28 protein-coding genes are annotated in these 24789 nt (G+C 70.5%); 12 read left to right on the top strand and 16 right to left on the bottom strand.

From position 1 onward, the window contains the following. Nucleotides 1–44: 44 nt before the first annotated feature. Together SMA5143A_RS31215 and SMA5143A_RS31210 are read right to left on the bottom strand one after the other, a co-directional pair. Complete coding sequence (locus tag SMA5143A_RS31215) at nt 45–1037, bottom strand: asparaginase (RefSeq protein ID WP_107466192.1); 993 nt, start codon at nt 1035–1037, stop codon at nt 45–47. Nucleotides 1038–1235: 198 nt separating this feature from the next. Further along, on the bottom strand, nt 1236–1874 hold the full coding sequence (locus tag SMA5143A_RS31210) for an RsiG family protein (protein WP_107466190.1): 639 nt from the start codon (nt 1872–1874) through the stop codon (nt 1236–1238). Nucleotides 1875–2091: 217 nt separating this feature from the next. Here SMA5143A_RS31210 and dtd point away from each other — a divergent pair, with 217 nt between their 5' ends. Continuing rightward, nucleotides 2092–2517: a D-aminoacyl-tRNA deacylase gene (dtd, locus tag SMA5143A_RS31205; RefSeq protein ID WP_107466198.1), complete on the top strand. Its 426-nt coding sequence runs from the start codon at nt 2092–2094 to the stop codon at nt 2515–2517. 65 nt (nt 2518–2582) lie between these two features. Here the strand turns inward: dtd and ygfZ are convergent, their stop codons facing one another. The 3 genes from ygfZ to SMA5143A_RS31190 form a co-directional block, all read right to left on the bottom strand. Next, on the bottom strand, nt 2583–3548 hold the full coding sequence (gene ygfZ / locus SMA5143A_RS31200) for a CAF17-like 4Fe-4S cluster assembly/insertion protein YgfZ (RefSeq protein WP_107466188.1): 966 nt from the start codon (nt 3546–3548) through the stop codon (nt 2583–2585). Nucleotides 3549–3558: 10 nt separating this feature from the next. Continuing rightward, entirely contained in the window at nt 3559–4083 is a 525-nt protein-coding gene (locus tag SMA5143A_RS31195; RefSeq protein WP_107466187.1) for a Fur family transcriptional regulator, read from the bottom strand. A 178-nt stretch (nt 4084–4261) separates the two neighbouring features. Continuing rightward, complete coding sequence (locus SMA5143A_RS31190) at nt 4262–4837, bottom strand: FABP family protein (protein WP_107466185.1); 576 nt, start codon at nt 4835–4837, stop codon at nt 4262–4264. A gap of 233 nt (nt 4838–5070) precedes the next feature. Here SMA5143A_RS31190 and SMA5143A_RS31180 point away from each other — a divergent pair, with 233 nt between their 5' ends. Beyond that, nucleotides 5071–5433 carry a DsrE family protein gene (locus SMA5143A_RS31180; protein ID WP_055537811.1) on the top strand — a complete coding sequence of 121 codons (363 nt, stop codon included), beginning with the start codon at nt 5071–5073 and terminating at the stop codon, nt 5431–5433. 49 nt (nt 5434–5482) lie between these two features. On the opposite strand, the gene SMA5143A_RS31175 is transcribed toward SMA5143A_RS31180, so the two are convergent. The 7 genes from SMA5143A_RS31175 to SMA5143A_RS31140 form a co-directional block, all read right to left on the bottom strand. Continuing rightward, nucleotides 5483–5752, bottom strand: coding sequence for a DUF3099 domain-containing protein (locus tag SMA5143A_RS31175; protein WP_107466183.1), 270 nt, complete (start codon nt 5750–5752; stop codon nt 5483–5485). 167 nt (nt 5753–5919) lie between these two features. After that, nucleotides 5920–6210: a DUF1416 domain-containing protein gene (locus SMA5143A_RS31170; RefSeq protein WP_004000115.1), complete on the bottom strand. Its 291-nt coding sequence runs from the start codon at nt 6208–6210 to the stop codon at nt 5920–5922. 79 nt (nt 6211–6289) lie between these two features. Further along, entirely contained in the window at nt 6290–7129 is an 840-nt protein-coding gene (locus SMA5143A_RS31165; protein WP_107466181.1) for a sulfurtransferase, read from the bottom strand. Nucleotides 7130–7557: 428 nt separating this feature from the next. Then, nucleotides 7558–8286, bottom strand: a complete 729-nt coding sequence (locus SMA5143A_RS31155) for an LmeA family phospholipid-binding protein (protein ID WP_107466179.1) — start codon at nt 8284–8286, stop codon at nt 7558–7560. Nucleotides 8287–8667: 381 nt separating this feature from the next. Then, nucleotides 8668–9906 (bottom strand): hypothetical protein, encoded by a 1239-nt coding sequence (locus tag SMA5143A_RS31150; RefSeq protein ID WP_107466177.1) that lies wholly within the window; start codon nt 9904–9906, stop codon nt 8668–8670. Nucleotides 9907–9916: 10 nt separating this feature from the next. After that, nucleotides 9917–10171: a MoaD/ThiS family protein gene (locus SMA5143A_RS31145; protein WP_055513200.1), complete on the bottom strand. Its 255-nt coding sequence runs from the start codon at nt 10169–10171 to the stop codon at nt 9917–9919. A 96-nt stretch (nt 10172–10267) separates the two neighbouring features. After that, nucleotides 10268–11185, bottom strand: a complete 918-nt coding sequence (locus SMA5143A_RS31140; RefSeq protein WP_107466175.1) for an alpha/beta hydrolase — start codon at nt 11183–11185, stop codon at nt 10268–10270. 207 nt (nt 11186–11392) lie between these two features. Between SMA5143A_RS31140 and SMA5143A_RS31135 the strand changes: the two genes are divergently transcribed. Next, on the top strand, nt 11393–12172 hold the full coding sequence (locus SMA5143A_RS31135) for a response regulator transcription factor (protein ID WP_107466173.1): 780 nt from the start codon (nt 11393–11395) through the stop codon (nt 12170–12172). Nucleotides 12173–12278: 106 nt separating this feature from the next. After that, nucleotides 12279–13301: a LacI family DNA-binding transcriptional regulator gene (locus SMA5143A_RS31130; protein ID WP_099963481.1), complete on the top strand. Its 1023-nt coding sequence runs from the start codon at nt 12279–12281 to the stop codon at nt 13299–13301. Here SMA5143A_RS31130 and SMA5143A_RS44200 read toward each other — a convergent pair. After that, on the bottom strand, nt 13273–13827 hold the full coding sequence (locus SMA5143A_RS44200) for a hypothetical protein (protein ID WP_258193840.1): 555 nt from the start codon (nt 13825–13827) through the stop codon (nt 13273–13275). The two genes, SMA5143A_RS31130 and SMA5143A_RS44200, sit on opposite strands and share 29 nt — an antisense overlap. Before the next feature lie 215 nt (nt 13828–14042). Here SMA5143A_RS44200 and SMA5143A_RS31115 point away from each other — a divergent pair, with 215 nt between their 5' ends. From SMA5143A_RS31115 to SMA5143A_RS31100, 4 genes are all read left to right on the top strand, one after another. Then, the gene (locus tag SMA5143A_RS31115) at nt 14043–15344 is read left to right on the top strand and encodes a S1C family serine protease (RefSeq protein WP_107466171.1); all 1302 of its coding nucleotides are present in this window, start codon (nt 14043–14045) and stop codon (nt 15342–15344) included. Between the two features lie 60 nt (nt 15345–15404). Beyond that, nucleotides 15405–15674, top strand: a complete 270-nt coding sequence (locus tag SMA5143A_RS31110) for a hypothetical protein (RefSeq protein WP_375136565.1) — start codon at nt 15405–15407, stop codon at nt 15672–15674. Nucleotides 15675–15807: 133 nt separating this feature from the next. Further along, entirely contained in the window at nt 15808–16542 is a 735-nt protein-coding gene (locus SMA5143A_RS31105; protein WP_107466169.1) for a response regulator transcription factor, read from the top strand. After that, the gene (locus SMA5143A_RS31100) at nt 16539–18002 is read left to right on the top strand and encodes a sensor histidine kinase (protein ID WP_107466167.1); all 1464 of its coding nucleotides are present in this window, start codon (nt 16539–16541) and stop codon (nt 18000–18002) included. Before SMA5143A_RS31105 ends, SMA5143A_RS31100 begins: the two co-directional genes overlap by 4 nt. Before the next feature lie 12 nt (nt 18003–18014). Here SMA5143A_RS31100 and SMA5143A_RS31095 read toward each other — a convergent pair whose 3' ends face one another. Next, nucleotides 18015–18305 carry a hypothetical protein gene (locus SMA5143A_RS31095; RefSeq protein ID WP_258193839.1) on the bottom strand — a complete coding sequence of 97 codons (291 nt, stop codon included), beginning with the start codon at nt 18303–18305 and terminating at the stop codon, nt 18015–18017. A 32-nt stretch (nt 18306–18337) separates the two neighbouring features. Beyond that, on the bottom strand, nt 18338–18685 hold the full coding sequence (locus SMA5143A_RS31090; RefSeq protein ID WP_107466163.1) for a DUF6247 family protein: 348 nt from the start codon (nt 18683–18685) through the stop codon (nt 18338–18340). A gap of 659 nt (nt 18686–19344) precedes the next feature. On the opposite strand from SMA5143A_RS31090, the gene SMA5143A_RS31085 reads away from it, so the two are divergent. The 4 genes from SMA5143A_RS31085 to SMA5143A_RS31070 all read left to right on the top strand — a co-directional run bounded on the left by SMA5143A_RS31085 (nt 19345) and on the right by SMA5143A_RS31070 (nt 22494). After that, a complete protein-coding gene (locus SMA5143A_RS31085) occupies nt 19345–19698 on the top strand; it encodes a hypothetical protein (protein ID WP_107466161.1) in 354 nt (117 codons plus the stop codon). A 125-nt stretch (nt 19699–19823) separates the two neighbouring features. Further along, nucleotides 19824–20489, top strand: coding sequence for a hypothetical protein (locus SMA5143A_RS31080; protein ID WP_107466159.1), 666 nt, complete (start codon nt 19824–19826; stop codon nt 20487–20489). 111 nt (nt 20490–20600) lie between these two features. Beyond that, a complete protein-coding gene (locus SMA5143A_RS31075) occupies nt 20601–21242 on the top strand; it encodes a hypothetical protein (RefSeq protein ID WP_107466157.1) in 642 nt (213 codons plus the stop codon). A gap of 361 nt (nt 21243–21603) precedes the next feature. Then, a complete protein-coding gene (locus SMA5143A_RS31070; protein ID WP_107466194.1) occupies nt 21604–22494 on the top strand; it encodes an AraC family transcriptional regulator in 891 nt (296 codons plus the stop codon). Between the two features lie 95 nt (nt 22495–22589). Here the strand turns inward: SMA5143A_RS31070 and SMA5143A_RS31065 are convergent, their stop codons facing one another. Continuing rightward, complete coding sequence (locus SMA5143A_RS31065) at nt 22590–24392, bottom strand: bifunctional metallophosphatase/5'-nucleotidase (protein ID WP_107466155.1); 1803 nt, start codon at nt 24390–24392, stop codon at nt 22590–22592. Nucleotides 24393–24789: the final 397 nt, after the last annotated feature.

Below are 24789 nucleotides of genomic sequence, written 5' to 3'. Positions count from 1 at the left end.
GGCAGACGACGCTACTTTCGCAACGCGCCCTAGTAGGCGCCCCCTCAGAACACCGCCCGCACCTCCCCCACCATCCGCCCACCCCCCAACAACGGCAGTCGACCGATCCGCGAGATCACCGCCCCCTCCACCCCCATCACCGTCAACGCCCGCCCGAGCACCGGCCCCAGCACCCGCCCCCCACCGTCGTCGACCTTGAACGCGAGGGCCCGGCCGTCGGGCAGGGCCACCGCCTGGACCGCCTCCGCGCCCATCTTGGACAGCGCACCCGGCACCTCCCGCATGAGCCACGTGTCGTGGCGGCGCGTACCGGCGACGTACTCGGGATGGGCCCGCATCGCGTCGGCCACCCGGCGCTCCGCCGAACCCTCCGGCGCGAGCACGAACGAGCGGAACGTGCGGGCCAGCCCCGTGAGGCTGATCGCCATCAACGGGGCACCGCAGCCGTCCACGCCCACCGCGGCCACCGGCTCCCCCGCCGCCTCCTCCACGACCGTGCGGATCAGCCGCTGAAGGGGATGCTCGGGCTCCAGGTACGACGCGAGGGGCCATCCCCGCAGCGCCGCCGCCGCGAGCATCGCCGCGTGCTTGCCGGAGCAGTTCATGGCGACCCGGTCGCGGACACCGCCGGCGGCCAGGTACTCCTCCGCCTCCACCCGGTCCAACGGAAGATCCTCCGGGCACCCCAGCGCCCGCGCGTCGAGCCCGGACTCCGCGAGCATCTTCCGTACGAGGTCCCGGTGGAACGTCTCCCCCGAATGGCTCGCGGCGGCCAACGCCAGCCGCTCGCCCGCGAGGTCGAGCCCCGCCCGCAGCACACCGGCGGCCTGCATCGGCTTGTTCGCGGACCTCGGGAAGACGGGCGCCGTCACCTCGCCCCAGGCCCGCTCCACGGTCCCGTCCGCGCCCAACAGCACGAGGCTCCCCCGATGGCGCCCTTCGACGAACCCCGACCGCACGACCTCCGCGAGAACGGGCGGAACAGGCACCTCACCGGACCCGGCGGGTATCTCCGGCTCTGTGGATTTCTCGGGCATCGGCGGTCACCTTCCGGTACGGGAGCGGCGGGATCTCACTCCGGTACCCAACACCGGCCACCCGCCACACCATGCCCCGCCCCTGCCCGCCCCACCACGCCGTCGCCCCGGCTCCGCGGTCACCGGAGCCGGGGCGACGGGCCGGAGCCACGGCCCTGGCCATATCAGTGGCCGCGGCGGTCGTACCCGGCCGGTGTCTCACAGGAGCAGGTCGTCCACCTGTGCCTCGCCGTCGCGGTACCGCCGCGCGATCTCGGCGCTGCACTCGTCCGCCGTGCGCTGGAGCCGCTGGCGGCGGCCGGACACCTGCTGCTCGTAGCGGACGAGGCGGCCGAGCCCGGCGGTGAGTTCCTCGTCGGTGCGGGCGGCGAGGTCGGACAGTTCGACCTCGGCGAGCATCTCGGCCGCCAGCAGCCGGTACTCCTCGCCGTGCGGCGTCCCCACCGTGACGTGCCGGGCCGACGACCGGTGCCGGGCCGGCGCGTCGGTGAGGATCTCGGAGAGCCGGTCGACCAGCGCCGGCGTACGCCCGTCGGAGCCGGACGGCTGTGCCGTACCCCCTCGGCGGGCCAACTCGGCGCGCAGGATGTCGATCCGGCCCTGGAGCAGCCGCCGTACGTAGCTGAGGTCGGCCTCGTCCCGCTGGGCGTCCCGGCGCAGGGTGCGCAGCTCCGGCAGCCGCAGCCGGGACAGCTGGTGCTCCGGCGGGTCCGGCGCCAGCAGCGGTTCGCTGTCCGTGCGCTGGACCGGCGGCCGGCGGATCCCGGGTGCGGGCCCCGGCCCCGTCCGGGCAAACGTGGCAGTGCCCGGGGGCTGCCCGGTACTCGATGTGCTCATGCGCCTCAACCGTCCCCTCGACCGGTGTGTGTGAGCATGGTGCCACTCTCGGTGGCCGCTTTGTGACCGAGTCCCCCCGATCCACCCCCAGATGGTCGCTAATGGATCAATAAGAAAGACCGGGCAAAGCGCGCTTCAAACGCCCGTGATCACAAACCCCCCGTAAGGAGGACCCCCTCACGCACGGCCGATGGACGGCGACGGCATGATGGTCGGCATGCGTGCGGTGGTGCAGAGGGTCGACGGCGCGAGCGTCGTCGTGGACGGTGAGACGGTCGGGGCGATCGAGGGCGAGGGCCTGTGCGTCCTGGTCGGGGTGACCCACGAGGACACGAAGGAGAAGGCCGCGCAGCTGGCGCGGAAGCTGTGGTCGCTGCGGATGCTGGACGACGAGAAGTCGTGCAGCGACATCGACGCGCCGCTGCTCGTGATCAGCCAGTTCACGCTGTACGGCGACGCCCGCAAGGGCCGTCGCCCCACATGGAACGCGGCGGCGCCGGGCGAGGTCGCGGAGCCGCTCGTCGACGAGGTGGTCGCCCGGTTGCGGGCCCTGGGGGCGACCGTGGCGACGGGACGGTTCGGCGCGAAGATGCGGGTGTCCCTGACGAACGACGGCCCCTTCACGGTCCTGCTGGAGATGTAGGGGCGCCCGGCCGACCACGGCCGAGCGCCCTCCCCTGAACGAACGGGTCCCTGGCGCCCGGGTCCCTACGGCTCGACGATGACTTCCTGGGCCGCCGCGGTCGTGTCCGCCAGGAGCGGCGCGTCCACGGGGACGTTCCGCTTCACCAGGGCCAGCGCGACCGGCCCCAGCTCGTGGTGGCGTACCGACGTGGTGATGAAGCCGAGCTTGCGGCCCTCGGGGCCGTCGCCGGCGAGCCGGATGTCCGTGCCGGGGGGCGGCAGGTGCACCTCGCTGCCGTCGAGATGGAGGAAGACCAGCCGACGCGGGGGCTTGCCCAGGTTCTGCACGCGGGCGACCGTCTCCTGGCCCCGGTAGCAGCCCTTCTGGAGGTGCACCGCCGAGCCGATCCAGCCGAGCTCGTGCGGGATGGTGCGGTGGTCGGTCTCGAAGCCGAGGCGGGGCCGGTGCTGCTCGACCCGCAGCGCCTCGTACGCCAGCAGGCCCGCCGCCGGGCCGGCCTTCTCGGCGTACGTCTCCAGGTCCGCCCGGGGCAGGAACAGGTCACGGCCGTACGGCGTCTCGCGGACGACGACGCCCTCGGGGACCTCGGTGATCGACCCGGCGGGGAGGTGGACGACCGCGAAGTCGTCCGTGCGGTCGGCGACCTCGACCCGGTAGAAGAACTTCATCGACTCCAGGTACGCGAGCAGCACCTCCCGGGTGCCGGGCTCGATGTGGGCCCACACCGTCTCGCCGTCGTCGACGAGGTACAGGGCGTGCTCGATGTGGCCGTTGGCGGAGAGGATGAGGGCCTCGGTGGCCTGACCGGTCGGGAGTTCGCTGACGTGCTGCGTGAGCAGCAGATGCAGCCAGCTGAGCCGGTCCTGGCCGGTGACGGCGATGACGCCCCGGTGGGAGAGGTCGACGAATCCGGTGCCGTCGGCGAGGGCGCGCTGTTCGCGGAACAGATCGCCGTAGTGGGCGGCGACACCTTCGTCCACGCCCTCCGCGGGGACGGCGCCGGGCAGGGACAGCAGAGGGCTTTTCATACGACCAAGCCTACGACTCGGTATTTGAATCTTTCAGGTCGTCCGGGGCGCTCCGGCCCGTGTCACGACCACCGCCGCCGCTCCCCGCGGCCTTCCCGGCGCGCGCGGCCTTCTCGGCCTTCGCCGAGCAGTCCGCGCAGCGGCCGAAGATCGCGAAGTGCTTCATGTCCGTGTCGAAGCCGAACGTCTCGCGCAGCTTGTCCGTGAACTCGGCCGCCACCGAGACATCGGCCTCGATGACCGTGGTGCAGTCCCGGCACACGAGGTGGATGTGGTGGTGCCGGTCGGCCAGGTGGTACGTCGGCGCACCGTGCCCCAGATGGGCGTGGCTGACCAGCCCCAGCTCCTCCAGGAGCTCCAGGGTCCGGTAGACGGTGGAAATGTTGACCCCCGACGCCGTCTTCCTCACTTCGGCGAGGATGTCGTCGGGGGTCGCGTGCTCCAGGGTGTCCACGGCTTCGAGCACAAGCTGCCGCTGCGGAGTCAGGCGGTAACCGCGCTGCCGCAGATCAGTCTTCCAGTCGGTGCTCACCACACTGGAAGTCTAGGGGGTGTTTGAAGGTCCGGTGCGGTGCCTGCGGTGTCCGGTGCGTGCCCTCGGCGTGCCGGACGAAGGTCCTCGTAGCGGCGCTACGTGGGCCTTTGGCCGGTGCGGCGAGGGTGCGTGCCGGACGCTGCGGGTGCTGTGCGGGGCTTCAAACACCCCCTGGTGACTACTTGAAGAAGGCGATGCCGTCGTCCGGCATGTCGTCGGGGAGGGCCTTGGCCCAGCGCTCGACGTCCTCCGGGGTGACGACCTTCTTCAGGTGGGCGGACATGTAGGGGCGCAGCTCGACCTCGGGGGTCTGCTTCTCGCCGACCCACATGAGGTCGCTGTTCACATAGCCGTACAGCCGCTTGCCGCCGGTGTAGGGGCCGGAGGCGGCGGTCCGGGCGACGGCGTCGGTGACCAGGTCGATCTGGGGCTTCTTGTCGGCGAGCTCGCCGTACCAGACCTCGACGACACCGTCGTTGCGGACCATGGTGACCTCGACCTTGCGGTCGGCGTCGATCCGCCAGAAACCGGACTCGGACTCCAGCGGACGGACCTTGTTGCCCTCGTTGTCCAGCACCCAGGAGTGGGAGTGGTACTCGAGGAAGTCCCGGCCGTCGTGGGTGAAGGCGACCTCCTGGCCGAAGTTGCACTTCTCGGCGCCGGGGAAGTCGTGGACGCCCGCACCGGACCAGTTCCCGAGCAGGAAGGCGAGGGGGACGAGGTCCTTGTGCAGGTCGGACGGGATCTCGATCATGAGTGGCGGTTCCTGGGGTGGTCGGTCAGCGCTGGCCCTGGTACAGCTTCTTCACAGCCAGTCCGGTGAAGGCGAGAACGCCGACGCAGACCGCGACCAGCAGGAGTTCGAAGAAGAGTTCCACGGGGTGCTCCTCGAAATGAGCGAAGGTTCGGTACTACACAGGGCCGGCCCCCAGCTTACGCGGCCCGGTCCGGGGACGGTCCGTGAGGTCGGCGGACTACGCTGCGGGCATGGCGAAGAAGCTCGTGATCAAGGTGACGGCGGGGGCGGACGCTCCCGAGCGCTGCTCCCAGGCGTTCACGGTGGCCGCGGTGGCCGTGGCCAGCGGGGTGGAGGTCTCCCTGTGGCTGACCGGTGAGTCGGCGTGGTTCGCGCTGCCGGGGAGGGCCGCCGAGTTCGAGCTGCCGCACGCGGCGCCGCTGCCGGATCTGATCGACTCGATCCTGGCCGGCGGTCGCCTCACCCTGTGCACGCAGTGCGCCGCGCGGCGCGACATCACCGAGCAGGACGTCATCAAGGGCGTACGGATCGCCGGCGCGCAGGTCTTCGTGCAGGAGACGCTGGCCGACGACACCCAGGCGCTCGTCTACTGAGACGACGGTCCGCAGGCGGCCGACCCGCGGGCGGGTTGGTGGCCGCCGGTCAGGGCCGTCGTCCGGGACGTTTCTTGCCGTCCAGCTCGTCCCACCACTCGTCGGACTCGGGGTCGCCGGAGGGGTCGTCCCACCAGCGGTCGTCGGGGCCGCGCCGGTTCGCGACGACGGCGGCCAGCGGCGGGATGACCATGGCGACCAGGCACATGCCGACCGCGACGGGGACCGACCAGAGGCGTACGACTCCCCAGGCCAGGACGAAGAGCGTGAGGCACGTCCCCATCATGACGAAGTAGCGATGGCGCCGCCGCGCGTACATGCCTCCAGGGTAGGACGGCCGGCCCCGGCATGCCCCAGGACCGCCCAGGACCGGCACCCCGGCGTCCGGGCATGCCGAAGGGCCGCGCCCCAGGCGTCCAACCCAGGGGGCGCGGCCCTTCGGCCGTTCACGGAGTGCCGGTCACGGGGTGCCGGTCACGGGGTGCCTCAGACGGCGATCGCGACCTCGGCGAGCGCGCCCTTCTCGGCGACGACGACCGTGCGGTCGGCGGTGGCACCGGGGACCAGCGCGCGGACGGTCCAGGTGCCCTCGGCCGCGTAGAAGCGGAACTGGCCCGTCGCGGAGGTGGGGACCTCCGCGGTGAACTCGCCGGTCGAGTCCAGCAGACGGACGTAGCCCGTCACCGGCTCGCCGTCGCGGGTCACCTGACCCTGAATCGTGGTCTCACCGGGCTTGATCGTCGAGGCGTCCGGGCCGCCGGCCTTCGCTCCACACATGTCTTTCTCCATCAGGGGTCTGACCGGAAGGAAGGCCGGTCGGGACGAACGGGGGTGTGCGGGTACCGCTGGGGGGTGCTTACTTGTTGGCGCCGAGCTCGATCGGGACGCCGACGAGGCTGCCGTACTCGGTCCAGGAGCCGTCGTAGTTCTTGACGTTCTCGACACCGAGCAGCTCGTGCAGGACGAACCAGGTCAGCGCGGAGCGCTCACCGATACGGCAGTAGGCGATGGTGTCCTTGGCGAGGTCCACCTGCTCCTCGGCGTAGAGCTCCTTGAGCTCCTCGTCCGACTTGAAGGTGCCGTCGTCGTTGGCGTTCTTCGACCACGGGATGTTGCGGGCGGACGGGACGTGGCCCGGACGCTGCGACTGCTCCTGCGGCAGGTGGGCCGGGGCGAGCAGCTTGCCCGAGAACTCGTCGGGCGAGCGCACGTCGACCAGGTTCTGCGAACCGATGGCCGCCACGACGTCGTCGCGGAAGGCACGGATCGCGGTGTTCTGCGGCTTCGCCTTGTACTCGGTGGCGGGGCGCACCGGCACCTCGTCGGTCAGCTCGCGGGCGTCCAGCTCCCACTTCTTGCGGCCACCGTCGAGCAGCTTGACGTTCTCGTGGCCGTACAGCTTGAAGTACCAGTAGGCGTAGGACGCGAACCAGTTGTTGTTGCCGCCGTAGAGGACGACGAGGGTGTCGTTGCCGATGCCCTTCTCCGACAGCAGCTTCTCGAAGCCCGCCTGGTCGACGAAGTCACGGCGGACCGGGTCCTGGAGGTCCTTCGTCCAGTCGATCCGGATCGCGTTCTTGATGTGGTTCTTCTCGTACGCGGTGGTGTCCTCGTCGACCTCGACGATGGCGATGTTCGGGTCGTCGAGGTTGGCCTCGACCCAGTCGGCGTCGACCAGGACGTCGCTGCGGCTCATGCTGTTTCTCCTCCGGGGCAGTTGCGGCGGGGCGTGCGAAGCGCCTCCGGCGGTTCGGCCGGGCGCGCACGGGGGTGTGCCCTGGCTGGGCAGGGCGGGGGGAACGCGGCAGGCCTGGGCTGCCGCTCAGAAAGTGCGACAGAGCATGGCGGCGACGCGGCACAGGTCTACTGCCCGCCGCTTCGTGAGATCCGCCTGTCGCTTCATGGTTGTCGATCGTAGGGACGGACAGGCGGGCGTGTCACCGGCATGTCGTATTCTGAGACGCGATCGTCCGGATTGTGGGACGAGTTCCCCGGAAGGCCGGTACGGAAGGGGCGGACGGGTCGGTGCGGCCGTCGGCACATCTACGGTACGGACGCCGCCGTCTCGCCTTTCGGACGCCGTGGCTCGTCACCCCGGTGGTTTCGGTGGTCCCGGCTACCGGACTACCCGGCCAGCCGGACGTTCGAACCCCGCACCGAGATCTCCACGCCGTCCGACGCGGCCTCCACCTTGTCGAGCTTGATGCCGCCGGGCAGACCGTCGATCTTCTGCTGGAAGTCGGTGATCGAACGGACCTGGCCCTCTGCGGCCTGGATCACCAGCTTCGGCAGGTTGTCGGCGTGGACCTTCACGATGTCGTCGTCGACGGTGACCGTGCTCAGCACCGGGTACGTCGTGGCGGAACCCAGGGCCGAGACCTTGATGTTGACCTTGATCTTGCCGTTGCCGCCGTCGGAGAGGCCGGTGACCTGGGCGGTCACTCCGGGGAGGATCCGCGTCGGCTCGGACTTCGCCGCCTTGAGCAGTTCGTCGTACGAGATGGTCGCGGTGCCGGTGGCGGAGGTGGCCGTGGCGGAGCTGTAGTCGCCGGAGAACTTCACACCGCGCATGTGCGCCGTGAGGTCGGCGATGCGGATGCTGTCGTCGGAGTTGCCGGTGGTGGCCTCGTAGTCCGAGATGCCGACCTCGACGTCGTCCAGTTCGCCGCCCGCGACCTGGGTGAGGAAGGGGAAGCCGTTGATGGACACGTCCGGGGTGGCGGTCAGGCCCTCGCTGCTCCTGAGCTTCTGAGCGACCTCGTCCTCGGCGAACCCGACGGCCACGCGGTCCGCGACCACGAAGAGGCCTCCCAGGATCACGGCGACGATCACAAGTATCCGCAGTGCGCGCATGTCTCGGTGTTCCCCACGTTGTCCACTCGGCGGCGGCCTGCCCGTCCTCAACGACCAGAGTGGCCGCTCCGGGCGAGAGTAATCGCGCCGAAGTAAAGCCGGGGCGAACTCCTGAACGTTGTTGATCACCTGTGACAGGACGCGCCTGGGGTAGGCGGGGCTTCGGGTGCGGGTAAGTGGGGGCTGGTCGCGCAGTTCCCCGCGCCCCTGGAGGGACGGGCCTGCGGCCCGCCCTTCTCCCTGAAAAGCACGGGGCGCAGCCCCGGGAGCTTTTCAGGGGCGCGGGGAACTGCGCGGGAAACCCCAACGCACCCGCACCCGCCGAACAAACCGCACGCCCCGAGCTGTGAGGCGCCCGGCCGAGCCCTGAGGCGCCCGGCCTCAGCCCAGCGCCCGGCCCAGCAAGTACACCGCCGGCGCCGCCGCGGCGAGCGGCAGCGCCACGCCCGCCGTGAAGTGCACGAACCGGGACGGGTAGTCGTAGCTGGCGACCCGGTGTCCGACCAGCGCGCACAGCCCGGCCCCCGCCCCCAACAGCGCACCGGAGCCGCCGAGATCGGTCCCCCCGCCGACGGCGACCCCCGCACCGGCCGCGGCCAGCAGCGCCACCACCACGGATGCCGCCGTCGGCAACGGCAGCGCCCGCGCCACCACGGCCACCGCGACCGCGACCCCACCGACGGTGACCGCGTCCGCGGCCGCCGCCAGGTACCCGGTCGCGATGATCGCCAGCGCCGCCGAGGCGATCGTCGCCATCAGCCCGTACATCCGCTCGTCCGGGTCCGCGTGGCTGCGCAGCCCGAGCACGATCCCGAGCAGCACCCACACCCCGAGCGTCCCGAGGATCGCCGCGGGCGCGTGCTCCCGTCCGGCCGCGAACAGCGCCGCGTCCGCCGCGAGCGCGCCCGCGAACGCCAGCACGATGCCCTGCCGGGCCGGCCACATGCCGTTCAGCCGGAACCAGCCCGCCGCCGTCACGGCCTGGAGGATCACCAGCGGTACGGCGAGGACGTACTCCCCGATCGTCGCCGCGCCCGCCAGAAGCAGCCCCAGTACGGCCGTGATCAGCGCCGGCTGCATACCGGGCTCGATGATCGGCGACCGCCCCTCGGCCCGTGCCCGCTGCGCGTCGGTGATCCGCGCGTTCCCGGTGAGCGTCGGCGGCCCGTACGCGGGCCCGCCCTCGCCGGAGCCGCCGGAGTCGCCCCCCTGGGCGTGGTCGTGCGGAGCCACCGGCGCCTGCCCCTGGGCGAACCCCTGGCCCTGGGGGTACGCCTGACCCATCGGACCGGGCTGGCCCTGCGGTCCGGTCCGCCCATGCGGACCGGGCTGGTGGTCCGGGGCGTACTGCGACGGGGCGGGGCGGCCGTCCGTCTGCGGGGGCAGGTACGCCGTCTCCGTCAGGTTCGGCGCGAAGGGGGCGGTCTGCGGCTGCACCTGGGTCTCCCAGGTCTGGCCCTCCCACTGCTGCGTGTACTGCTGCGCGTGGGCGGCCTGCCCCTCGTCGTGGCCCTGCCACTGCGGCTGCGCCGCGTACGGCTGCTGCTGCTCCGGCTGCTGGTGGGCGTCGTAGCCGGGGTGCCCCTGGTGGCCCTCGTACCCGTACGGCTGGTTGCTCATGATGTGGGGGTCACCCTCCTGCGAACGGCGGGAGCACCTCGACCGTGCCGCCCTCGGCCAGACGTACCGTCTCATGTTCACGGGTGCCCACAGGGTTCCCGTCGACGAGGAACGAGCATCGCCGCAGCACGCGGACGAGTTCGCCGGGGTGTCGCTCGCGGATCTCGCCGAGGGCCTCGGCGAGGGTGTCCGCGTCGTAGGGCTCCTCGGAGATGCCGGCGGCGGCTTTGGCCGCGGCCCAGTAGCGGACAGTGCCCTTTGGCATCTGCGTTCCTCTTGGTTAGTCGTGACGGGGTTCAGGCTACGGGGGAGTCCGGGCCCCGGAGAAACCGCGGGCGGATCGGGCCGCCCGGCCCGTTCCTCAGCGCCCGGTCGTCAGCACCCAGTCCCCCACACGGTCCAGCAGCTCCCCGGTGGCCGCGTGCTCCGCGTGGCCCATCCCCTCCTCCAGCCACAGTTCGGCGTGCCCGGCCGCGGCCTCCGCGAGCATCCGGGGGTGGTCGACCGGGAAGTAGCCGTCGCTGTCGCCGTGGACGATCAGCAGCGGCGTCGGGGCGATCAGGGGGACCGACTCGACCGGGGAGGGCGGGACGGGGTCCCTCCCCCACTGCCCGAAAGGCGTGGGAGGTGCCCCCACGCGGTGGTGGATACGGGTGCCGAAGCCGTAGCGGCCGACGAGACGGCCGGCGGGGCGGGTGACCAGCCAGTGGAGACGGCGCATGGGGGCCGTGCCCCGGTAGTACCAGCGGGCGGGCGCGCTGACCGAGACGACCGCGTCGATGCCGGCGTCCGGCAGGGCCGCGTGGCGCAGGACGACCGAGCCGCCCATGGAGAAGCCAACGGTGACGACGCGTTCGTGCCCGAGGTCACGCGCCCAGCGGACGGCCGCCGCCAGATCGAGGACCTCGCGGTCACCCACCGTGGAGTGGCCGCCGGACCGTCCGTGGCCGCGGAACGAGAAGGCCACGACCGAGCCGTACCGGGTGAGGGCCGCCACCACTCTTCGAACGTGCGGCCGGTCCACGCCACCCGTGAACCCGTGCGCGACGACGATCGCCGGCCGGCTTCCGAGTGGCTTTCCGGTGTCATCGGAGAGAAGGTGAGAGGCGTCGTATACGACACTGCCCGGGTCGTATACGGCCTCGATATTCACCCCGTCTTCCGTGCTCAGAAACCTGCGCGAGGGGCTCGTCGGCGGTCGGGAAGCGGTTCGGCCGCCCGTCTCAGAGTCCGGGATATCGAAAGATCGCGTCACATCACCTGCCGGACCAGCTCTCATGTGGGCTATTCTGCTGGACAGAGGACTCGGGCAACGTAGCCCCCGGGTCCTTTTGTGCTTTCGGAAGCGTTGTATACGAAGCGGGAAACCCCAGGTGACCGCAGGTGTACGGGCCTTCGGGAACGCAGAGCAGAACGCTGTGAAGTTCCGCAGTGCAGTTCGCAGTGCCGTAAACGTCCTCGCAGGGACCGAGGAGGAACCAGACGTATGAGTTCTCTGCTGCTCCTGACCAATGCCCTCCAGCCGTCGACGGAGGTGCTCCCGGCTCTCGGCCTGCTGCTGCACAACGTGCGGGTGGCCCCGGCGGAAGGCCCCGCCCTCGTCGACACCCCCGGTGCCGACGTGATCCTCATCGACGGACGCCGTGACCTCCCGCAGGTCCGCAGCCTGTGTCAGCTGCTGCGCTCCACCGGGCCCGGCTGCCCGCTCATCCTCGTCGTCACGGAGGGCGGCCTCGCCGCCGTCACCGCCGACTGGGGCATCGACGACGTCCTCCTCGACACCGCCGGCCCCGCCGAGGTGGAGGCACGGCTCCGGCTCGCCATGGGCCGGCAGCAGATCGTCAACGACGACTCCCCGATGGAGATCCGCAACGGTGACCTGTCGGTCGACGAGGCGACGTACTCCGCCAAGCTCAAGGGCCGCGTCCTCGACCTCACCTTCAAGGAGTTCGAGCTCCTCAAGTACCTCGCCCAGCATCCCGGCCGCGTCTTCACCCGCGCCCAGCTGCTTCAGGAGGTCTGGGGGTACGACTACTTCGGTGGCACGCGCACCGTGGACGTCCACGTACGACGGCTGCGCGCCAAGCTCGGCCCCGAGCACGAGTCGCTGATCGGCACCGTCCGGAACGTCGGTTATCGATTCGTTACGCCCGAGAAGGGCGAGCGCGCGAGCGACGAGGCGAAGGCCAAGGCCGGACGCTCAAAGGCGGAAGATGCGGACGAGACGGCGCCCTTGGAGGCCGCCGAGGTCACGGCCGAGGCGTAGTGCGCGGCCTCATCCCCTCCTCCCCGCACGGCGGACGCACGGCTCTCGTACAGACGAGCGCCTGTACGCCCTGCCCAGGGGCGGTCCATCCGCGTAGACTCCGCGCGTGGCCAAGGTGACTCGGGATGATGTGGCGCGACTGGCGGGAACTTCCACCGCCGTCGTCAGCTACGTCATCAACAACGGACCCCGGCCGGTCGCCCCGGCCACGCGCGAGCGTGTACTCGCCGCGATCAAGGAGCTGGGGTACCGGCCCGACCGGGTCGCCCAGGCCATGGCGTCGCGGCGCACCGAGCTGATAGGCCTGATCGTCCCGGACGCCCGTCAGCCGTTCTTCGGCGAGATGGCGCACGCGGTCGAACAGGCGGCCGCCGAGCGCGGCAAGATGGTCCTCGTCGGGAACTCCGACTACATCGCCGAGCGCGAGGTCCACTATCTGCGGGCGTTCCTCGGGATGCGGGTCTCCGGACTGATCCTGGTCAGCCACGCCCTCAACGACAACGCCGCCGCCGAGATAGAGGCGTGGGACGCGCGCGTGGTGCTGCTGCACGAGCGGCCCGAGGCGATCGACGACGTCGCCGTGGTGACCGACGACCTCGGCGGCGCCCAGCTCGCCGTGGAGCACCTCCTCTCACACGGACACGAGTACGTCGCCTGTCTGGGCGGCATAGCCGAGACCCCGCTGGTCGGCGACCCCGTCTCCGACCACGTCGAGGGCTGGCGCCGCGCGATGGACGACGCCGGCATCTCCACGGAGGGGCGCCTCTTCGAGGCCCCGTACAACCGCTACGACGCGTACAACGTGGCCCTCGACCTGCTCTCCGGGCCGGACCGGCCCCCGGCGATCTTCTGCTCCACCGACGACCAGGCCATCGGCGTGCTGCGGGCCGCGCGTGAGCTGCGCATCGAGGTGCCCGGCGAGCTGGCGGTCGCCGGCTTCGACGACGTCAAGGAAGCGGCGCTGACCGACCCGCCGCTGACCACGGTCGCGACGGACCGCACGGGGATGGCCCGCGCGGCGGTCGACCTCGTCCTCGACGACGGCCTCCGCGTGGCGGGCTCCCACCGGGAACGGGTGAAGCTGTTCCCGTCGAAGCTGGTCACACGGCGGTCTTGCGGCTGCGCGTAGCCTCCGGCGGGGGCGGGTCGGCGTCTTTGTTGTGGCGGTCAGACCCGGTCGAGCTGCCAGGCGATCCCGCCGGTTGCCCCCTCGGGCCGTCGACATCGATGCGGAGCGGCTCTGCGCCGGCGACGCGTTGGTGGACGAGGGCGCCGTCGCACGGCACGGCGACGCCCTTCCGGCCGGAACCCGCGGGCCTGAACGCCAGCTGCGCGCTGCCCTGCCCCACGCACACCAGGGTGATCCGGTACGGCTTGCCGTCCTCGAGGTGGTGTTCGGTGTGCACTCCGTCGGTCACCTTCTCCACGCCGGCCTCCACCAGCGCCTCGTCCCCGAGACCGGCCAGCGCCGCCTCCGCCCGCTCGGCCGGCTCCGCGTCGGAAGACCCGGCGGCGGTCGCGGCACCGGAGGGCCGGGACGGCGTGGGATCGGCCGCCACCCCGGCGCCACCGCCCGAAGTGCACGCGACGAGCAGCGCGGGCAGCGCTGCGGCGGCGCACGCGGTGAACAACGCCCTGGAACGTGATGAGGTCATGATCAAGTCTCCCGTGGGGACCGGCCCGTACGGCGCGGTTTCACAAGCCGGGAGTTTCCGGTCGGCCGCCGCGTTGTGCGGCATCACCACGGCTGCGCCCCTTTGTTTCCCATGCAGCCGGGGCCGAGCGCCTTTATATGGGGCATACGAGGTTCTGCCGGGCTTCTCAGGGAGCACTCAGGGAGCTCTCATGGTGGCGCGCGAAGCTCTGTGCCATGACCGAGAGCTTCCGCCGCAGCGGCGAACACGAGAACCCCTACCAGGGTGACCAGCAGCAGCACGGCACCTCTCCGGTGAACCCGGAGTGGCCGCCCCCGCCGGCCTATGAGCCGACTCCGCCGACGCCGACGCCGGCACCCCCGTACGGCTCCGCCGAGCACGGCTCGACGGGGTACGGCGCACCCCACCACGGCGCGGCCGGACATGGCTCAACCGGACACGGCTCGTCCGGGTACGGGTCCGTTGGCCACGGCTCGGCGGCCGGACATGGCGCGACCGGATACGGTTCGGCCGGTTACGGTTCGGCCGGTTACGGTTCGGCCGGTTACGGTTCGGCCGGGTACGGGTCCGCCCCGACCTCGCCCCTCTCCGAGCCGGTGTCCTCCGCTGCCGCTCCCGCGGCGACGGCGTCCTCCTCCCCGTCCGCGTCGAAGAAGCGCGCCAAGGGCCCCCTCGCGCTGGTGGCGGCCGTGGCGATCGTCGCGGCGGCGATCGGCGGCGGTACGGCGTACGGGATCCAGGAGCTGACCGGCAACGACACCGTCGCCTCCAGCTCGACCAACACGAGTGTGGTGCCCACCAGCCAGAAGGGCACCGTCGCCGGGGTCGCCTCGGCGGTCAGCCCGAGCATCGTGGAGATCAACGCCAGCTCGAACGCGGGTGAGTCCACCGGCTCCGGTGTGATCATCACCGGCAACGGCGAGATCATCACCAACAACCACGTGGTCTCCGGCGCCTCCCGGGTCAAGGTGACGACCCACAGCGGCAAGACGTACAGCGCCGAGGTCGTCGGCACCGACAGCAAGAAGGACCTCGCGCTCATCAAACTGCGGGACGCCTCCGGGCTGAAGGCGGCGACCCTCGGCAACAGCAACGGGGTCAAGGTCGGCGACCAGGTCGTGGCGATCGGCTCCCCCGAAGGGCTCACCGGCACGGTGACCAGCGGCATCGTCTCCGCGCTCGACCGTGACGTGACGGTACCGACGGAAGAGGGCCAGCAGCAGCAACAGCAGGGCGGTGGCGGCGGGTGGCCGTTCGAGTTCGGCGGCCAGGAGTTCAACGGCGACACCGGTTCCTCGACGACCACCTACAAGGCGCTCCAGACCGACGCGTCCCTCAACCCGGGCAACTCCGGCGGCGCCCTCATCGACATGAACGGCAACATCATCGGCATCAACTCCGCGATGTACTCCGCGTCCTCCTCGGGCGACGCCGGCAGCGCGGGCCTCGGCTTCGCCATCCCGATCAACACGGTCAAGTCCGACCTGAGCACGCTGCGGGCGGGCGGCTCGGACTGACGGCCACCGTGCCACCGCGGCCATGGCAGACATGGCAGACATGGCAGACATGGCGGCCCCGTGGCCATCGACGGACTCTCCTTCGACCTGGAGGTCGACATGATCAAGCAGGTTGCGTACGACGTCCCGGCCGCCGACGGCCTCGCCGGCCCGGGCCCCTCCGACCTGGGCCCCTCCGGGCTCGGCCTCGCCCTCGCGGTGGCGGCCGAGCTGCACCCGCCGGTGACGCGGGCTCCCGAGGTCGCGCCCGCCGCGACCCGGGCCACGGCTCCCCGACGGAAGTCGATGGCCACGGCGGCCCGCACCCGTCGCCGTACGACTGTCGGATGATCGGCTGAAGCTCGACTTATCCACAGCCCTGCCCGACCCGGCGCCCTGGAACGTGCGAGGCTGAGTCCGGATCGACCACTCCTCGCTCCCTCTCCCCCTCCACGCCCCACCGCACCCGAGGAACGACACGACCATGAGCCCCGCCGAAGGCGACCGTGAACCCCAGCGCATCCTCATCGTCGACGACGAGCCGGCGGTGCGCGAAGCCCTCCAGCGCAGCCTCGCCTTCGAGGGGTACGACACGCAGGTCGCGGTCGACGGCGCGGACGCGCTGGAGAAGGCGACCGCGTACCGGCCGGACCTGGTGATCCTCGACATCCAGATGCCCCGCATGGACGGCCTGACCGCCGCCCGCCGGATCCGCGGCGCGGGCGACACGACCCCCATCCTGATGCTGACGGCCCGCGACACGGTCGGCGACCGTGTCACCGGCCTCGACGCGGGCGCCGACGACTACCTGGTCAAGCCCTTCGAGCTCGACGAACTCTTCGCCCGCGTCCGGGCGCTGCTGCGCCGCAGCTCGTACGCGGCGGCCGTCGCCGAGACAGCCCAGGAGGACGAGGCGCTCACGTTCGCCGACCTGCGAATGGACCTGGCGACCCGTGAGGTGCGGCGGGGCGACCGGCCGGTGGAGCTGACCCGTACGGAGTTCACGCTGCTGGAGATGTTCATGGCGCACCCGCGCCAGGTCCTCACCCGCGAGCAGATCCTGAAGGCCGTCTGGGGCTTCGACTTCGAGCCCAGCTCCAACTCCCTCGACGTGTACGTCATGTATCTGCGCCGCAAGACGGAGGCGGCGGGCGAGCCCCGCCTCGTCCACACGGTGCGGGGCGTGGGATACGTCCTGCGACAAGGCGGCGCGGAGTGAAGAAGATCCTGCGCCGCTACCGCACCCTGCCGATCCGCACCCGCCTGTCCCTCCTGGTCGCGGCGGCGGTCGCCTTCGCGGTGGCGGCGGTATCGGTGACGTGCTGGTTCATCGTGCGGGGAAAGCTGTACGACCTGGTCGACGACCAACTCGACAAGGCCATGAGCATGGGGGCGATCCAGGACCAGGCCAGGTACGCGGTCAACAACTGCACGCAGACCGTGAGTGAGCAGAACCCCCGCTTCGGCCCCCGCAACACCTACTTCCAGGTGGTCCTGGACGACGGGAAGTCCTGTGTCCTGGACTTCTCCTCCGGTCTGGTCAAGGTGACCCCCACCGACATGGAGGTCGTGAACGGCACCGAGCGCACCGAGGCCATCTACCACAACGGCACCGACACCAACGGCAACGACGTACGAGTCAAGACCCAGCCGGTGAGTATCGCCGATCCGGAGACGGGCCAGCTGTCCAACGCGGCGCTGATCGCCGCCCTCCCCCTCCACGGCACCCAAGCCACCCTCAACGACCTCGCCCTGATCCTGCTGCTCGTCTCCGGTATCGGGGTCGTCGGCGCCGGAGCGGCCGGGCTGGCCGTGGCCCGGGCGGGGCTGCGCCCCGTCGACAAGCTCACGGACGCCGTCGAGCACGTGGCGCGCACGGAGGATCTGAGCATCCGTATCCCGGTCGAGGACGAGAGCGAGGACGAGGTCGCCCGGCTGTCCCGCTCCTTCAACTCGATGACGAGCGCGCTGGCCAGCTCCCGAGACCTCCAGCAGCAGTTGATCGCGGACGCGGGCCATGAACTCCGCACCCCCCTGACGTCCCTGCGGACGAACATAGAGCTGCTCAGCCGCAGCGAGGAGACGGGCCGCCCCATCCCGGCCGACGACCGCAAGGCCCTGCTCGCCTCGGTGAAGGCCCAGATGACGGAACTGGCCTCGCTGATCGGCGACTTGCAGGAGCTGTCCCGCTCCGACTCCGGTCAGAACGGCGACCGGCTGCAGATCGTCGACTTCCAGAAGACGGTCGAGGCGGCGCTGCGCCGGGCCCGGCTGCGGGGCCCCGAGCTGACGATCACCTCGGACCTCCAGCCCTGGTACGTACGCTCCGAGCCGTCGGCGCTGGAGCGGGCGATCGTCAACATCCTCGACAACGCGGTGAAGTTCAGCCCCGAAGGCGGCGCGATCGAGGTGACGCTGGACTCGGGCGTCCTCACGGTCCGGGACCACGGCCCCGGCATCCCCGCCGACGAACTCCCCCACGTCTTCGACCGCTTCTGGCGCTCCCCCAGCGCAAGGGCCCTCCCCGGCTCCGGCCTGGGCCTCTCCATCGTGGCCCGCACGGTCCAACAGGCGGGCGGCGAGGTCACCCTGACCCGAGCGGAGACGGGCGGCACCCTGGCGACGGTACGGCTACCGGGCGCGGCCACCCCTCCACCGGAGTCACCGGAGACCGCGTAAGGAAGTCCGCGGTTACTGCCAGAAGACCTCATCCACGACGATCTGCGGATCGTCCACACGGGGCACGAAATCGTAGATCAGCCAGCCGTGCCCATGGTCGAAGAAAAAGATGTGACGCCCCTTCGGATCGGTGGACCGCAGAGGCCGGACCGTCATACCCGCGGGGAGATCCGCATCCGTCTCGACACCCCGAAGATAGGGGTCCTTCGCCGTGACCAGTTCGGCGCGCGCGGCGTCGATCATCTTCCGCACCTGCTCGGGCAGCGAGTCGCGGGTGGCCTGGGCTTTGAGTGCCCAGTCCATCTGCCACGGAGGGCCCATGAATCCGTTACTCGTCACTGGCCGGGCTCCAGCCGGAGTGCCTGGTGACGGATATTGGCCGACTCCTCGATGAGGGCCTTGGCCTCATCGATGTCGGTGCACTCAGCCACGCGGTGGTGGAGATCAGTGACGTAGGCGTCCAGTTTCGGATCACGGGCGATCGCGTACTCGACCCACCAGCGCGCCATGAACGCCGGCACCGGGCCCAGGTCGTAGGCATCGGCGATCGCCCATTTCCAGTGCGCGTCGAAGTCCGGCAGAAGCTGGGGAGCGTGCTCGGCGATCGCCCTGCGCAGTGCCGCAGGGGTCCGCTCAGGCATAGGAGGGACGACCTGATCGAAATCCTCAGCGCGCGCAGCCATGACCGAGGTCCTCCTTCGTCGCGTCGTGTCTACGACCATAGCCGGGCCCCCCACCGCAGCGCGGATCGTCCACGCACACACTCGGAGCCCGGAACGGAGCCTTCATCGGAGATCGCGTCTACAGCCATGCGGTCACCGTGACCGACTCGACCGAACCCTGTCCTCCATTCCCGACTGGTTCACCCCACGGAATGAACACCAGTTTGAGACCCACTTTCGGGCAATTGTTCGCTGTTGTCACCGGGTGCAGGCTTGGGTCATCATGAGCAGCCTCACTTGCGGGGGGCGCGATGGGGGACGACGGAACCGGTGGAGCGGGTGTTCCGGCGGGGGGTTCAGGTGATGCGCGTGGGCAGAGATTTCGCGACTATCTCGGTATCGCTGTCGCCCTTGTCGTAGGTGTGGCGGGAATTGTCGCGGCACTCCTTGCGCCGGAAAGCGACGAACCTTCGGGAGGGCGCGACATCCCGAAACCTCCACCCTCCTCCAGCCCGGCGTGGACCGGACCGTCGGCCTCGGCATCGGACAGCACCGGGCCAGAGCCTCCCACCGAGGACCCATCGCCGGGCAGGTCAGCGCCCACGACGGCTTCGACGTCCGCACCTCCGGCCTCCCCGTCGGCGGACAACGCCAACAGGTCGTCCGAGACGGTCATCGAGGTGCCGCACGACCACTACCTGGACGTCGAGAAGCCGGCCATCGACACCGAGGCGGGCCCCGACAAAGAGCTCTACTTCTTCTCGGGTTGGATTCAGATCCCCCGCGAGGAGGGCGGCGGATACGGGGATTACCTCGACGTCGGAGTCATCGACGACACCGACCTCCCGAATTGCTCCGCCAGATCCCGCCGCATGACCAGCGACACGATGAACCTCTCTTCCGTGCAGAGCGATCAGAGCATGTGCGTGCGCTCCAACGGCGGCGAATGGGCCGTCCTGAAAATCACGGAACTCCATCGGGAAACGGCGGGCGGATCCGTGACGTTCGATGTCAGCTTTCCCTCGGAGCCCTGAGGCGCGGCGCCCTTGAGGGCAGTACCCGAAGGGACAATAGAGACGTTTGTGTCGGGCTTCGTACGGTGGTCGTCCTTCCCCTGCCCCACCGGGGGATCCAACGGGGACGATCGCTGTGAGGGACGATGCGGAAGATCAAACTGGTCGCCACCGGCGTGGTGACCGCGGCGCTGCTGGCCGGGACCGGGCCTGCGCAGGCGCTGTCGGGACAGGACGCGACGGACGCCGTGGCGGCGAAGGGCTCGTCGAAGCTGAAGATCCTGAAGGAGTTCGACTACTCGCGGTCGAAGTCACGGACGTTGCCGCTGCGCCAGGGTGAGTACTACCGCAACAGCAAGGGGAAGATGGTCGGCTTCGGCTGGACCAAGATCAAGAAGCGTCACAACATCACCAAGTACGGCATCATCGGCTGGCTGGCCAAGTCACCCAATGTCGCGCCCCAGGGCAACCAGCGGTACGGCCTCACCGGGTTCGCCCACCACATCAAGTGCAAGTCCGGCAGCTGCAAGATCGTGGACCGCCGCAAGATGATCCTGGTGACGGACGAGACGGCGACGCCGGTCGGGGAGGGCCCCCGCTTCGCGTACTTCGGCGCGGTGACGTCGTTCTGCTACGACACGAAGAAGACCCTGAAGTGCCCGACCTGGGTGAACACCAAGTTCAAGATCCCGAAGAGCGCGGCGGCCGACGTGCGGTCCATGAACTCCGGTACGGCGCGGGACGGGGAACGCTACGTGTTCACGTACAAGCCGGTGAAGACCGTCAAGGGCGCCCTGACCCTGGCGTCGTAGCCGCCGCCGAGTCGGGTGGGCGGGTCGGTCGAGGGCCTGTGGGCCGCTTCGGGCATCGTGGGATGTCCGGGGCGGCGTCGCCCTGTTCGTAAAACCTCGGGAGGACCGCGGATGAGCAGGCACGGGGAACCCCACGAGCACGGGAAGCACGGGGCGTCCGGGGAGCTCGGGGAGACGTCGCGGTACGTCTTCTCGTACGAACCGCTCGGCGAACCAGAGCCGGAACCGGGGACGGGACCGGCCGACACCACCGAGCGGGATCGCCGGGACGCCGAGGTCGGCGCGTTCCTGAACCATGTCGCCGAGCTGGGCTTCGAGGCCGGGCCGAAGGGGCTGGAGCTGCGGAGCGTGGACGTGGCGGCCCGCACGTGCGCCTTCCGGCAGGAACGAGAGGTGGACCCCCGGCCGCCGGTACGGGCGCCCGGCGAGGAGCCGGGCGGAGCGGTCCTGCTGGGCTCCCCCTCCTGGGCCCATCTCGCCCACCTGGTCGGCGAACTGCCGTTTCTGTTCTCGTTCCGCGAGTACGGGCCTGAGGGCGGACCGGAGCTGTGCGGCGTGGACGCGCCGACACGGGAGTGGGCCGATGTACTCGTGGAGCACCGAGGCGAACAGTGGCGCGTAAGGGTCGCTCTGGAGGGCCGCGAACGCCCCGTCGAATTCCCCGGAATGGAGATCGGCGAGCTGTTCGGCGAGGGCGACTTCCGAAGGTTCCTCCTGCCCGGCACGACGGATGTGCTGGACGCGGGGGTGTAGGACCGGCTCCGCCTCGCCGGAGTACGAGACTCCGGGTTCTCATGCAACGGCACCCGGCCGTGGACCCACAGGCTGTGGATACCCGCGGGGTGCCGAGCCCCGAGGAGCTGTACGTCCACGGCGTGGACCTCGGCGGGGTGTCCGCGTGATGCCCGGGCTGCGGCTGTTGCCCTGGACCTCCCCCGACGGCAAGCCCTGTTGTCTCGAGCCCGACACCGCGCACCCGGGCACCCTGTCCCTGCTCGCCGACCACGTGGAGGTGTTCCGGACGCGGACTGACCCGATCCGGCCGGGCACAGGATGTCGGGTGCGGTGCGGTGTCCTCTTCCTAGCGTGGACGGCGCAAGGGAAGGAGACCGAGGTGCTGGAGCGGCTGAACGAGGCCCTGGATCACATCGAGTCGCGGCTCGCCGATCCGGCCGAGCCGATCGAGGTGACCGAGCTGGCCCGGATCGCGGCCACGTCGGAGTACCACTTCCGTCGGCTGTTCTCCGCGCTCGCGGGGATCCCGCTCTCGGAGTACATCCGGCGCCGGCGGCTCACCGTCGCGGGTGCCGAGGTGCTCGCCGGGGAGCGGACGCTGCTGGAGATCGCGGTGCGCCACGGCTACGGCTCGGGCGAGGCGTTCGCACGGGCGTTCAAGGCGATGCACGGGGTGGGGCCGGGCGAGGCCCGACGGGATCGCGCGGCGCTGCGGTCGCAGCCTCGGATGTCCTTCCGTCTCGTCGTGGAAGGGAGGAGCAGCATGCGATACAGGGTCGTGGAGAAGGAGGAGTTCCGTGTGGTGGGGAGGAAGGTCAGGGTGCCGCTGGTCCATGAGGGGATGAACCCCGGGATCGTCGAGTTCGTGCGGGGGCTCGGGCGAGACACGATCGAACGGATCGCCGCCCTCTCCGACGGGGAGCCGGCGGGCATCCTCGGGGTGAGCGACAACCTCGACCCGAGCCGGGCGGAGGGCACCGAACTGGACTACTACCACGCCGTGGTGACGTCGTCCGCCGCGGCGGACGTCCCGGACGACCTGGACTCGCTCGTCGTCCCGGCGGGCTCGTGGGCCGTCTTCGAGAACTCGGGCCCGTTCCCGCAGGCCCTCCAGTACCTGTGGCGGGACGTCTTCACCCAGTGGTTCCCGTCCAACCCGTACCAGAGTCGGCCGGGCCCGGAGATCCTGCGCACCCGCCTTTCCGAGGACGCCACCGAGGCGGACGCGGAGCTGTGGATCCCCGTGGAGCGGACCGCCGTCGGCGACTGATCGAGACGCGAAGACCGGGGAACGCGGATCCCCGCGCCCCTGGGAACACGGGGACGCGGGGATCCGACTGTCACGGCGAACCGAACAGCTACCGACTAGCTGACGATCGTGATGCGGTTGGCCGCCGGCGGGGCGATCGGGTTGCCCGCCGAGGAGTTGGCGAGCAGGTACGCCTCCAGCGCGGCGAGGTCGTCACCGCCGACCAGGTCGTTCGTGCCGAGGCCCAGCGTGGTGATGCCGTCGCCGCCGCCCGCGAGGAAGCTGTTCGTCGCGACGCGGTACGTGGCGGCCGGGTCGAGGGCCGCGCCGTTGAGCTTGATGGAGTCGACGACGATCCGGTCGGCGCCGGTCTTCGTCAGGTCCAGCGTGTACGTGAAGCCGGTCGACGGCAGCAGGATCTTCGGCGAGGCCGCGTTGGAGCCGCTGACCTGCTCCTTGAGGATCTGCACGAGCTGGGCGCCCGTGAAGTTCTGAAGGTTCACCGTGTTGGAGAACGGCTGGACGGTGAAGCCCTCCGCGTAGGTGACGACGCCGTCGCCCTCGTTGCCCTTGGCGGCGTAGGTGAGGGGCGCGCGGACACCGCCGGGGTTCATCAGCGCGAGGTCGGTCTCCGGGTCCAGCTTCTTGCCCGCGGCGAGCTGCGCGTCGGCGATGAGGTCACCCATGGGGGACTCGGTGCCGGTGCTCGGGATGTCGGCGGATATGTAGCCGATGGGCCGGTTGCCGATGGGCGCGGCCAGCGTGTTCCACCGGTTGATGAGGTCCGTCATGTCGGCGGCCTTCGCCACGTCACGGGTGACGACGTGGTTCGCGGACTTCACGGCCGTACGGGAGATGTCACCGGTCTTGCGGTCGTACGTCAGCGTCGTGTCGGTGTAGAGGCGGCCGAAGGACGCGGCCGAGGTGACCATGCGCGGCTTGCCCGACGGGTCCTTGATCGTGCAGGCGTACGCGGCGTGCGTGTGGCCGGTGACGAGGGCGTCGACCTTCGGGGTGATGTTCTTGGCGATGTCGACGATCGGGCCGGAGATGCCGTCACCGGCGCCCGGCGAGTCGCAGTCGTAGTTGTACGACGTGGAGGCGGGGGCACCGCCCTCGTGGATGAGCGCGACGACGGACTTCACGCCCTGGCGCTCCAGCTCCTTGGCGTACTTGTTGATCGTCTTGACCTCGTCCTTGAAGGAGAGGCCCTTCACGCCCTCGGCGGAGACGACGCCCGGCGTGTCCTCCAGGGTCACACCGATGAAGCCGATCTTGACGCCGTTCTTCTTCCACACCCAGTAGGGCTTCAGGAGGGGCTTCTTGGTCTTGTTCTCGATGACGTTCGCCGCGAGGTACGGGAAGTCAGCGCCCTTGAACTTCTTGCCCTTGACGTAGCAGCCGGCGGTGGGGTGGCAGCCGCCCTTCTGGAGGCGGGCCAGTTCCTTGGCGCCCTCGTCGAACTCGTGGTTGCCGACGCTGGTGACGTCGAGGTCGAGGTGGTTCAGCGCCTCGATGGTGGGCTCGTCGTGGAACAGGCCCGACAGCAGCGGCGAGGCGCCGACCATGTCACCGGCGGCCGCCGTGATCGAGTACGGGTTGTCGCCGCGGGCGTCGCGCAGATGCGTGGCCAGGTACTCCACACCACCGGCGTTGATCGTCGTGGTCGTGCCGTCCTCGTGCAGCTCGGTCACCCGGCCCGAGGAACCGGCCGGCGGCTCCAGGTTGCCGTGCAGGTCGTTGAACGACAGCAGCTGCACGTCCTGGTAGCGGCTCGGCTTGGTCTTGGCCGGCTTGGCCTCACCGGCGCTCGCCGGGATGGCGGCGGCCAGCGCACCGACGGTCGCGAGGCCGGCCGCGACCGCGACGATCCGGTTGCGGCGGCTGCCACGGCGTTGCGCGTGGGGTGTGGCTGACATGTGCCCCCCTGGTTCGTAAGAGACGTAAGGAAAACGTGAGAACAGGCCCCGTCGGCCCGAAGCGTAGATTCAACGCGCGTAGCGCGACAGGGGGTTCATGGTTACGACCTGGTTGCCATCGAGGAGGATGGTTGACAAAACGGGGCGTTCGGCCCGCCCGAACGGGGCGCGGCAGTGCCGCATGCGCCACTCCGCCACGAGGGCGGACAGTCCTGAGCCCGGCTCGACCACGGTGGCGGGATCTCGTCGTCCACCGCGCCGCCGCGGGGCGGGATCCCTCCAACGCGCCGGCCCACCGCGTAGGTGGGTTCGCGTCCCATGCCGGTCCGCCGCTCAGGTGGGTTCTCGTCACGCGCCGCTCCGCCGCGTAGGCGGCTCGGCGGGTCGGCGTCACGCG

Source organism: Streptomyces sp. MA5143a (assembly GCF_900290235.1).
GTDB lineage: Bacteria > Actinomycetota > Actinomycetes > Streptomycetales > Streptomycetaceae > Streptomyces.
The sequence above is the reverse complement of the archived record's forward strand: the minus strand, read 5'-3'. Positions and strand labels throughout refer to the sequence as shown.

Excerpts from the sequence above, each read along its gene's own strand:
- SMA5143A_RS31215 (WP_107466192.1), bottom strand. The coding sequence starts at position 1,037 with ATGCCCGAGAAATCCACAGAGCCGGAGATACCCGCCGGGTCCGGTGAG.
- SMA5143A_RS31210 (WP_107466190.1), bottom strand. The coding sequence starts at position 1,874 with ATGAGCACATCGAGTACCGGGCAGCCCCCGGGCACTGCCACGTTTGCC.
- dtd (WP_107466198.1), top strand. The coding sequence starts at position 2,092 with ATGCGTGCGGTGGTGCAGAGGGTCGACGGCGCGAGCGTCGTCGTGGAC.
- ygfZ (WP_107466188.1), bottom strand. The coding sequence starts at position 3,548 with ATGAAAAGCCCTCTGCTGTCCCTGCCCGGCGCCGTCCCCGCGGAGGGC.
- SMA5143A_RS31190 (WP_107466185.1), bottom strand. The coding sequence starts at position 4,837 with ATGATCGAGATCCCGTCCGACCTGCACAAGGACCTCGTCCCCCTCGCC.
- SMA5143A_RS31180 (WP_055537811.1), top strand. The coding sequence starts at position 5,071 with ATGGCGAAGAAGCTCGTGATCAAGGTGACGGCGGGGGCGGACGCTCCC.
- SMA5143A_RS31175 (WP_107466183.1), bottom strand. The coding sequence starts at position 5,752 with ATGTACGCGCGGCGGCGCCATCGCTACTTCGTCATGATGGGGACGTGC.
- SMA5143A_RS31170 (WP_004000115.1), bottom strand. The coding sequence starts at position 6,210 with ATGTGTGGAGCGAAGGCCGGCGGCCCGGACGCCTCGACGATCAAGCCC.
- SMA5143A_RS31165 (WP_107466181.1), bottom strand. The coding sequence starts at position 7,129 with ATGAGCCGCAGCGACGTCCTGGTCGACGCCGACTGGGTCGAGGCCAAC.
- SMA5143A_RS31155 (WP_107466179.1), bottom strand. The coding sequence starts at position 8,286 with ATGCGCGCACTGCGGATACTTGTGATCGTCGCCGTGATCCTGGGAGGC.
- SMA5143A_RS31150 (WP_107466177.1), bottom strand. The coding sequence starts at position 9,906 with ATGAGCAACCAGCCGTACGGGTACGAGGGCCACCAGGGGCACCCCGGC.
- SMA5143A_RS31145 (WP_055513200.1), bottom strand. The coding sequence starts at position 10,171 with ATGCCAAAGGGCACTGTCCGCTACTGGGCCGCGGCCAAAGCCGCCGCC.
- SMA5143A_RS31140 (WP_107466175.1), bottom strand. The coding sequence starts at position 11,185 with ATGAGAGCTGGTCCGGCAGGTGATGTGACGCGATCTTTCGATATCCCG.
- SMA5143A_RS31135 (WP_107466173.1), top strand. The coding sequence starts at position 11,393 with ATGAGTTCTCTGCTGCTCCTGACCAATGCCCTCCAGCCGTCGACGGAG.
- SMA5143A_RS44200 (WP_258193840.1), bottom strand. The coding sequence starts at position 13,827 with ATGACCTCATCACGTTCCAGGGCGTTGTTCACCGCGTGCGCCGCCGCA.
- SMA5143A_RS31115 (WP_107466171.1), top strand. The coding sequence starts at position 14,043 with ATGACCGAGAGCTTCCGCCGCAGCGGCGAACACGAGAACCCCTACCAG.
- SMA5143A_RS31105 (WP_107466169.1), top strand. The coding sequence starts at position 15,808 with ATGAGCCCCGCCGAAGGCGACCGTGAACCCCAGCGCATCCTCATCGTC.
- SMA5143A_RS31095 (WP_258193839.1), bottom strand. The coding sequence starts at position 18,305 with ATGGACTGGGCACTCAAAGCCCAGGCCACCCGCGACTCGCTGCCCGAG.
- SMA5143A_RS31090 (WP_107466163.1), bottom strand. The coding sequence starts at position 18,685 with ATGGCTGCGCGCGCTGAGGATTTCGATCAGGTCGTCCCTCCTATGCCT.
- SMA5143A_RS31080 (WP_107466159.1), top strand. The coding sequence starts at position 19,824 with ATGCGGAAGATCAAACTGGTCGCCACCGGCGTGGTGACCGCGGCGCTG.
- SMA5143A_RS31075 (WP_107466157.1), top strand. The coding sequence starts at position 20,601 with ATGAGCAGGCACGGGGAACCCCACGAGCACGGGAAGCACGGGGCGTCC.
- SMA5143A_RS31065 (WP_107466155.1), bottom strand. The coding sequence starts at position 24,392 with ATGTCAGCCACACCCCACGCGCAACGCCGTGGCAGCCGCCGCAACCGG.